Genomic DNA, 8,537 nt, shown 5'->3' with positions numbered 1-8,537 from the left:
AGCTTTCGGATCACGCCATTGTCTCTTACGGAGTAGTGGATCGCATCGATGTAGAGAATGGGATATACTTCGTCCAGCGGCCGGTTCTGCCAGTCTTCGATCTGTGGCAGGATCTTATCGGTCACATCAGAAATAAAGCTTTCTGATGTCTCAAACCCATAAATATCTTCAATGGTTTCAGAAATCTGCCGGGTAGTCATTCCTTTGGCATACATGGAAATGATCTTCTGATCAATATCAGAAATATCTTTCTGACGTTTTTTTACGACCTGTGGTTCAAATGTTGATTTACGATCCTGCGGCACTTCGATTTCCATGGAACCGTATCGGCTGTTGACTTGTTTGTGCTTATAACCATTGCGATAGTCATCATTATCTGAGCGTTCTGATTTTTCATAGCCGAGATGATCATCCATTTCTGCTTCCATCATTTCCTTAATGGTGCCGCCCAAGAGATCTTTAAGTGCGTCCTGAATATCTTCAGCAGACTGGATGTCATACTCTTCAAGGAGCTGATGGATAATATTTCGTTTTCCTTCTGTCATTTGTACTCGATGTACAGGTTTCTTTTGTCTTGCCATAATAAAAGGCCCTCCTAATGATATTTATTTTATCATAGAAGAACCTTCTAAACATTATTTTACAGAAAAAGTTTCATACTCTCCATATGCATTAGCCGCTCATGAAAAATATCTCTTTCTTCGTAAATTTTTTCTAACTCTTTTTCAGTAAACAATACATAGGCGCTATCAGGAACAGCTGTTAATCCATCACAGGTAAATGGTATACGTCGCCCACCTCTGAAAATGGCTGCTTCCCAGTACTTTTTTCTAAAATATTTAATTATTCCCATGTAGTACCATCTCTTTCCCATATTTGTTATTGACGTTCTGGCAAATAAAATACTTCTGTTCTTACTATATTATCATCAAAATCCATTTCTACATAATAATCTCGGACAAAATATGATCTCCAGTAATCTTGTAGTGAGTAAATTTCCAATGTTTTGAAATCAACAATGCACAATGGAATGTCAGAGTTAACAGAGCATACCTTGGCAAATGAAATAGAAGCTCCACATGAGATTTTAAGAAAATAGGCAAGTCAAATTCCAGTTTGGAGAATTGAAAAAATGGAATTTACCTATTAAGACATATAAACTCTTGACAATAAAGCTCCTATATAGTATGTTTTTAATAAACTACTATATAGGAGCTTTTGTATGGAAATGAATGGAGGATTTCTTGTCACAAAAATAAAACAGCTTGGAGACCGGATTTTTGAGAAGATTCTCAGTGAAAAGAATATTGATGCGTTTAATGGAGCCCAGGGACGTATTCTTTATGTGCTGTGGCAGGAGGATGGTATCTCAATTAGGTCACTCTCGACTAAATGCGGATTAGCGATAACATCTCTTACTACGATGCTGGAAAGAATGGAAAATCAAGGGCTGATAAGCCGTGTTCAGTCTGAAACGGACAAAAGGAAAACACTCCTGTTTCTGACTGAGAAAGCACATGCCTTAAAGGGCGAGTACGATTCTGTATCTGATGAGATGGGCAGTATTTACTACAAAGGTTTTTCAGAGGAAGAAATTACCCGGTTTGAGAAATGTCTCGACCGCATCAGAAAGAATCTTGAGGAGTGGCAGAAGTCATGAGTATTTGTATCAAAGATCAGATTCAGAACATGAATATCGTCATTGGCTGCACAGTGGGGTGTACATATTGCTATGCCCGCAACAACGTGAAACGCTGGCATATGATTGATGACTTCGCTGACCCTGAATTCTTTCCGGGTAAGCTCAAGATGATGGAAAAGAAACGTCCGCAGAACTTTCTTCTTACCGGGATGAGCGATCTCTCCGGATGGAAGCCGGAATGGAGAGACGAGGTATTTGCAAAGATCCGTGAAAATCCACAGCATCAGTTCCTGTTCCTTACCAAGCGACCTGATTTGCTGGATTTTGATACCGATTTGGAAAACGCATGGTTTGGCGTTACGGTGACGAGGAAAGCAGAACTGTGGCGTATCGACGCCCTTCGGAAAAACGTCAGAGCAAAACATTACCATGTTACCTTTGAGCCGTTATTCGACGATCCCGGCATAGTTGACCTTTCCGGAATCAATTGGATCGTTGTGGGCACCATGACCGGAGCTCAGAGCAGGAAGATTCATACGGAGCCGGAATGGGCATGGTCTCTGGCGGACCAGGCACATAAGCTCGGCATTCCGGTGTTTATGAAGGAAGACCTTGTCCCTATCATAGGGGATGAAAATATGATTCAGGAAATGCCGGAAGAATTTAATAAAGTGTTAGAGGTACAGAAATCATGGAAGAAGTAATAAATGGAATCCTCATTCGTGAGGTGGAAACAAAGAACATCATGACTAAGTCTAGTCTGCCGGTAGGCGGTTACTCGGTCAATCCCTATGTGGGCTGTACACATGCCTGCAAGTATTGCTATGCTTCTTTTATGAAGCGCTTTACCGGGCACAAGGAGGAATGGGGCACTTTCCTTGATGTGAAGCATTGGACGGAAATTAAAAATCCGAAGAAATATGCCGGACAGCGGGTGGTCATCGGTTCTGTGACAGATGGCTACAATCCACAGGAGGAGCAATTCGGGAATACCAGAAAACTTCTGGAGCAGCTGATCGGCAGTGACGCAGATATTCTGATCTGCACAAAGTCGGATCTTGTGGTACGAGATATTGATTTACTGAAGAAGCTTGGACGTGTAACCGTTTCATGGTCGATCAACACACTAGATGAAAATTTCAAGAACGATATGGACTCTGCTTCGAGCATTGAGCACCGTATCGCTGCTATGAAGCAGGTATATGAGGCAGGTATCCGTACAGTCTGTTTCGTATCCCCGGTATTTCCCGGTATCACGGATTTTGAAGCAATCTTTGAGCGGGTAAAGGATCAGTGCGATCTGTTCTGGCTCGAAAATCTCAATCTTCGAGGCGGTTTCAAAAAGACAATTATGAATTATATCGCCGGAAAATATCCTGATCTTGTACCACTTTACGACGAGATCTATAACAAGCATAACCGCAGCTACTTTGAAGCACTTGAAGTAAAAGCTGAGAAAATGGCTAAGAAGTATGATTGTGCCTTTGTGGATAATGAAATGCCTTATGGCAGAGTCCCGCAGGGACATCCGGTGATCGTAGATTATTTCTATCATGAGGAAATCCGTGGGACAGAGAATACCGGAAAAAGAAATCGCTAACTTCCAGTTTGTATATATCTTTTAAAAGGTATATGATTAAGAAAAACGGCAGGAGGTATCTGAATGAAATCACATAAATATTGGTCTATCGGTGCACTGATTACAATGCTTGGAACTTTTTATACAGGTTATAAGGGATCAAAAGAAGGCCATAAGTACTTTGCAGCAAGTACTTTGCTTTGCATGATTATGGCTATTTATACAGGACACAAGATGATTTCTGGTAAAAGTAGGAAGAAAAAAGAAGTTTCAGTAGAGAGTGTTGAAGATTAAAAAACAAAATATTTTAATAAATAACGCCGGTGCGGGATTTTTGATATCCAGTACTGGCGTTATTTATTCTACAGGGGCTTGGGGGGTGTAGCCACCAAATAGTCAGTTTGCATTCCTTGTCAAAAGACATCGGATCACAGTTCAGTACATCCATATAAAACTCTTTTCATAGGATGCTTCGTCTGAATTCATCTGCAATCTCCGTCATAATAAAAATATCTCCATCATTTCAAAAGAGAATGCTGGAGATATTTCGCCTTGCTTATTCTTGTAGTAACCAATCGGCTATATCGTAAATTACGATTCCTTCATAGCTATATTGGGGATGTTTGGTTCTAGCAATAATCATTTTCGGATAAGCATCTCGAATCTGAAGCCGAGGAAAGCATTCTCTCTCAAATGTTTACTGCCCGGAAATGTTGTCGCTGATCTGAATATAAAACTTCTCGTTGCTTCTCTGAGCAATAAAGTCGGTTTCCTTTTGATAGAGCTTGCCGACATAAACATTATATGAAAATAGATCATACGCTCTGTTTTTTGCAATATTTTATCTTGCGAATTTATCATTGTAACGAATATGCATATCTTCCCAATCCATGAACAATACATAAAATACTTTCCCGTATTGCGGGCTCTCTACAATTCTTCCATGATCAAGAACAGAAAAATAAGTTCCGTCAGCTTTTCGAAGATGAAAGTGAGTATAGTCATTTTCATTGCCGTTGTCAATCTGTTCCCAGATACTTGATTCTATCTGTTGCTGTTCATCTTCACGAATCAAGTTGCGAAAACTTTTCTCAGTAAGTCTGAACAGTTCATCTATATCTTTATATCCGGACATATGAAGAAATTCATCATTTGCAAAAATTAGTTCATCATCTTCTTTGTCAGCTCTGTATATGATGAATGCACCTGGAAGATGTTCAGAGATATCCTTGAATGCGAATCCAAGTTGTTTGCGGGCACCTGACGGAAGTCCTTCGCTGTAGACCATACATCCATTTTTTCCATGAAGCTTTATTTCATAAAGAGCGGCATCTGCGCAGCGCATGAGTTGTGAACGATTGGATGCAAATGTTGGATATTCTGCATATCCTAGAGAAATATAAAATGCATGTTCCTTACCATGGTATGAGAATGATTTAGGAAGTTTGGTGAATTTCTGCAGCTGTATATCTGCTTCTGCAAAGGTACAATTTGGTAAAAGAATGCAGAATTCGTCACCACCATTTCTTCCAAGTAATGCATCGGATGGGAAAAAAGTCTTCATGCTGTCTGCAAGATTCTTTAGTGCCCTGTCTCCGTAATTATGTCCATAGATATCATTAATAAACTTGAAATCATCGATATCAAGGAGCGCAGCCACAAAATGTGTTTTTGGATTTTTTTGAATCATTTTTTCTGCAAATTCATCAAATCCATAGCGGTTATAAATATTTGTAAGAGAGTCTGTGCGCGCCAGTATCTGAAACTTTTTCTTATGTTCTTTTGCTACTAACCATACTCTGGTAAGAACTGACAGGAGAAGGCTTATTGTAAGAAAAATTCCGATGATGATTACCAGTAATGTGGCATTTCTCCATCCACTTTTAGGAGTTACTTCAAATTTCCAGTTTTCGTCTCCTATTGTAAATGTATAAGAAACAGGACGATTTATTTGCCCATCTGATTGATAAACCACTTTATAAGTATCACTCCATGGAGCGTCTGTTTTTGAAATTTTGTATTCGTATCCAAAATTTGAAAGTGCACTGATTGAATCTGAAAAAATATCCGGAACACGCAGGATAACAATAGTAAATCCCCAGAAATACTCATGTCCGTTTTTATCTTTCAGGTATATGGGATTGCGGACTGCAATTCCATATCCTCCCTGTTTTAATTTGAAGGGGCCCTGCGTAATGATTGTATGGTTGTCTCTTGCGTAACAGGAAATTTTTCCGCGGTCTTTATCATGGATCAAATCAATCTTACCTGCCTCATTTTCATTAGCCGGATAAATATCTGTAACAACACCATTAGGAGCGAGCTGTACACTTTCAATAGAATCAGACATAAGATTTCCTGCAATTGTTTCAAACTGACGGATTTCGCCATCTTCACTTATTAAGATTTGCTTCAAGGTATCTGTGATCTCAATTCCATTTGTAATTTCATTCTTTATTTGTTCGCCATAGGTGGCTACGTTTAATTGTGCTGTTATGTGTCTCTGCTCTTTTTCGTGGGTGTCTGTTTTGTATACAATCAAACTAATAAGGCATATGCCCAGTAAAAAAGTGATAAGAGGCACAAGTGTTTTCTTTTTCACTTGGTTCACCTTATTCTGTTCATGGGAATTATTATAATAAAGCATTATATCACAGAAGTTGAAAAACAGAATAAGTTTTATGAAAAAAACGAACTGTGCAAAATCTTTATACATCTATGACAGAAGAATATATATCGATAGGGATTTGTGAAATCTATATATTTTAAGAAGGAGCCTTGGAATCATCATAAATATCCTGTATTTTTGCTTTTACAGCTTTACGACGTTTTTCTGTATCAGAAGGTACGTGGTGGAGCCATGCAAGATATCCTGAGCGAGAGACACCTAAAAATTTCAACATTCCGAAGACGGAAACCCGACGTCCAGCCTTTTTGGCAGCTTCCGTCTTCTCAGACACTTCAAGATAAATGGCTTCCGTCATTTTCCCAGAATGTTGATTGCTTTTTCTAACACATCAAGTGCATCTTGGGCATCACGTAATTCACGTCTGAGACGGGCAATTTCCTTCTGCTCATCAGATGCATAATTACCAGAACCACGAACAGGAATATCACCTGATTCCCGGAAGTCTTTTAGCCATTTTGTTAATGTGCTGTATCCGATGCCAAGATTTTCTGCACATCCACGTACTCCGAGATCTTTGTGATCCTGATAGTACTGGACTGCATCAAGTTTAAATTGTTTGTCATGTTGCTTTGCCATATGAGATCTTCCTTCAGCATGCCTCTATTGTATCATGCTTATGTGTATTTGGAATTTCTCATTTTGGTTTGTACTATTTATATTCTAGCACCAATACCTGCAATCTATGAAGGCAAATCTGAGAGAAATTATTCACTATATTGACGAGTCAACACTTGAAAAAGCGAAGAACGAAAAAGTTCAAAAGCAAGAGTCTCCCTCAAAGACGTCAAAAGACGTAGAGGAGTCTGTTGATAAGATGATCTCCAATCGTATGAGCAAAGCATATTCTGAATGGAAATCAAATCAAGATACACAGCCATTTAATGAAAATATAGAGAAGGAATACCAGAAGCTTTTGGAAACACTGTCTCCGGAACAAGAGGAAGTGCTTACGAAGTATTGTGATGAAATATTTGCCAGCGGAGCAGAGACAGAAGAGTTTTTCTATCGCCTGGGTATAAAGGATGGACTGAGATTAAAAAGTACGGTAAAATCTGTATTAGAAATGATGTCGTGAAATCGGAAGTTGGAGGGATAATGAGATGAATATAAAAGATTTTAAGTGGACGAGAGAACCTGATGATTACACGCTGACAGATGACAAAATTGAGATTATTACACAGCCTGGAACTGATTTGTGGCAAAGAACTTACTATCATTTCCGCAATGATAATGCTCCGGTTCTGCAGATAGAAACAGAGGAAAAATTTTTTTCATTTATAGTGAAAACTGATTTTAAGGAAAGCCATCATCGCTTTGATCAGTGCGGTGTGGTTATGTATCTTGACAGTGAGAATTGGTTGAAAGGTTCTATAGAATATGAGAATGACTATTTTCAGCACCTGGGAAGTGTTGTGACAAACAATGGATATTCAGATTGGGCAACTACGGAAATTGATGCAGAGATTAAATCTATGTGGTATCGTCTCAGTAGACGTGAAGATGATTATTGCATTGAATGTTCTGAGGATGGAATACGGTTTAAGCAAATGAGGATTTGTCATATGTGGGCTGGTGCAGGAAAAATCAAATTTGGAATTTATGCATGCAGTCCGGAAGATTCATCGTTTAAAGCGGTATTTACAGATATGAAATTGATGGAGTGTCAATGGAAAGCCCACGATGGTCAAATGCCGGATGAGATGTAGCAGACCGTATTTGATATAAAAAACCAATATGAAAATAGTTAAAGTTTTTCAGTTTGTGTAACTGAGAAAAATGAAAATTGCGGAGGTGGATTTGTTGAAGGAAAGTACATATCAAACTCCTTGCGGAACAATTCACTATTGGTCAAATAATCTGAGTTTGGATACAACGACGCTTGTATTTTTACCAGGGCTGACTGCTGACCATAGATTATTTGATAAACAGGTTGAGTACTTCGATGGAAAATATAATATTATTGTATGGGATGCACCGGCTCATGCCTCTTCCTGGCCGTTCCGCTTTGACTTTGATCTGTTTGATAAGGCAAAATGGCTGAATGTGATTCTTGAAAAAGAAGAAATCATAAAACCAATTATAATAGGTCAATCAATGGGAGGATATGTGGGACAGGCTTATGCACAATTGTATCCTGACCGGCTGGCAGGTTTTATTTCCATTGATTCAGCACCGCTCCAGAGAAACTATGTGACAGCAGTGGAGATCTGGCTTCTGAAAAGAATGGAACCAGTATATGCACATTACCCATGGAAGTTGCTTTTGAAATCCGGAACTGAGGGAGTTGCAACTTCTGATTATGGCAGAAATCTGATGAAGGAAATGATGCTGGTCTATGATGGTGATCAGCATCGTTATGCCCAAATTGCCGGGCATGGATTTCGTATTCTGGCAGAGGCAATGGAAAAGAATCTGCCATATGAAATCAAATGTCCTTCCCTGTTGATATGTGGTACAAAGGATCATGCCGGTTCATGCATAAGGTATAACAGAGAATGGCATCGAAAAACGAAAATTCCTTTAAAGTGGATTGAAGGGGCCGGTCATAATTCTAATACAGATAAACCGGAGATGATAAATAGTTTGATAGAAGAATTCCTTTCAAACATATAAAGACGATTGAAAAC

At 39.0% G+C, this 8,537-nt stretch carries 12 protein-coding genes and 1 pseudogene; 7 read left to right on the top strand and 6 right to left on the bottom strand.

Features of this window, described 5'->3' with window-relative positions:
• A partial coding sequence (locus DWW77_RS15025; protein ID WP_182431232.1) for an IS256 family transposase occupies nucleotides 1–581 on the bottom strand: 581 nt, incomplete at its 3' end.
• A gap of 59 nt (nucleotides 582–640) precedes the next feature.
• On the bottom strand, nucleotides 641–853 hold the full coding sequence (locus DWW77_RS15020; protein WP_118368672.1) for a hypothetical protein: 213 nt from the start codon (nucleotides 851–853) through the stop codon (nucleotides 641–643).
• 369 nt (nucleotides 854–1,222) lie between these two features.
• On the opposite strand from DWW77_RS15020, the gene DWW77_RS15010 reads away from it, so the two are divergent.
• From DWW77_RS15010 to DWW77_RS14995, 4 genes are all read left to right on the top strand, one after another.
• A complete protein-coding gene (locus DWW77_RS15010; protein ID WP_005608550.1) occupies nucleotides 1,223–1,660 on the top strand; it encodes a radical SAM mobile pair system MarR family transcriptional regulator in 438 nt (145 codons plus the stop codon).
• Nucleotides 1,657–2,346: a radical SAM mobile pair protein A gene (locus DWW77_RS15005; RefSeq protein ID WP_118368671.1), complete on the top strand. Its 690-nt coding sequence runs from the start codon at nucleotides 1,657–1,659 to the stop codon at nucleotides 2,344–2,346. The genes DWW77_RS15010 and DWW77_RS15005 overlap by 4 nt, the downstream gene beginning before the upstream one ends.
• Nucleotides 2,334–3,242: a radical SAM mobile pair protein B gene (locus DWW77_RS15000; RefSeq protein ID WP_059086551.1), complete on the top strand. Its 909-nt coding sequence runs from the start codon at nucleotides 2,334–2,336 to the stop codon at nucleotides 3,240–3,242. Before DWW77_RS15005 ends, DWW77_RS15000 begins: the two co-directional genes overlap by 13 nt.
• Before the next feature lie 63 nt (nucleotides 3,243–3,305).
• A complete protein-coding gene (locus tag DWW77_RS14995; RefSeq protein WP_118071539.1) occupies nucleotides 3,306–3,515 on the top strand; it encodes a DUF6219 family protein in 210 nt (69 codons plus the stop codon).
• Nucleotides 3,516–3,777: 262 nt separating this feature from the next.
• Here DWW77_RS14995 and DWW77_RS14990 read toward each other — a convergent pair.
• The 4 genes and pseudogenes from DWW77_RS14990 to DWW77_RS14975 form a co-directional block, all read right to left on the bottom strand.
• Nucleotides 3,778–4,026, bottom strand: a pseudogene (locus DWW77_RS14990) (ATPase); the annotation flags it as partial.
• A gap of 36 nt (nucleotides 4,027–4,062) precedes the next feature.
• Nucleotides 4,063–5,823, bottom strand: coding sequence for a diguanylate cyclase domain-containing protein (locus DWW77_RS14985; protein ID WP_118609021.1), 1,761 nt, complete (start codon nucleotides 5,821–5,823; stop codon nucleotides 4,063–4,065).
• Between the two features lie 163 nt (nucleotides 5,824–5,986).
• Nucleotides 5,987–6,205, bottom strand: coding sequence for a hypothetical protein (locus tag DWW77_RS14980; protein ID WP_021650115.1), 219 nt, complete (start codon nucleotides 6,203–6,205; stop codon nucleotides 5,987–5,989).
• Nucleotides 6,202–6,486: a transposase gene (locus DWW77_RS14975; RefSeq protein WP_021650114.1), complete on the bottom strand. Its 285-nt coding sequence runs from the start codon at nucleotides 6,484–6,486 to the stop codon at nucleotides 6,202–6,204. Before DWW77_RS14975 ends, DWW77_RS14980 begins: the two co-directional genes overlap by 4 nt.
• 106 nt (nucleotides 6,487–6,592) lie before the next feature.
• Here DWW77_RS14975 and DWW77_RS18380 point away from each other — a divergent pair, with 106 nt between their 5' ends.
• The 3 genes from DWW77_RS18380 to DWW77_RS14960 all read left to right on the top strand — a co-directional run bounded on the left by DWW77_RS18380 (nucleotide 6,593) and on the right by DWW77_RS14960 (nucleotide 8,523).
• Nucleotides 6,593–6,985, top strand: a complete 393-nt coding sequence (locus DWW77_RS18380) for a hypothetical protein (protein WP_227588488.1) — start codon at nucleotides 6,593–6,595, stop codon at nucleotides 6,983–6,985.
• Nucleotides 6,986–7,010: 25 nt separating this feature from the next.
• Nucleotides 7,011–7,616, top strand: a complete 606-nt coding sequence (locus tag DWW77_RS14965) for a DUF1349 domain-containing protein (RefSeq protein ID WP_118609018.1) — start codon at nucleotides 7,011–7,013, stop codon at nucleotides 7,614–7,616.
• Nucleotides 7,617–7,701: 85 nt separating this feature from the next.
• Complete coding sequence (locus tag DWW77_RS14960; protein ID WP_353616947.1) at nucleotides 7,702–8,523, top strand: alpha/beta fold hydrolase; 822 nt, start codon at nucleotides 7,702–7,704, stop codon at nucleotides 8,521–8,523.
• The last annotated feature ends 14 nt before the right edge of the window (nucleotides 8,524–8,537 follow it).

The sequence above is a fragment of the Ruminococcus sp. AF17-12 genome (assembly GCF_003479245.1).
GTDB classification, from domain to species: domain Bacteria; phylum Bacillota; class Clostridia; order Lachnospirales; family Lachnospiraceae; genus Blautia_A; species Blautia_A fusiformis.
The sequence above is the reverse complement of the archived record's forward strand: the minus strand, read 5'-3'. Positions and strand labels throughout refer to the sequence as shown.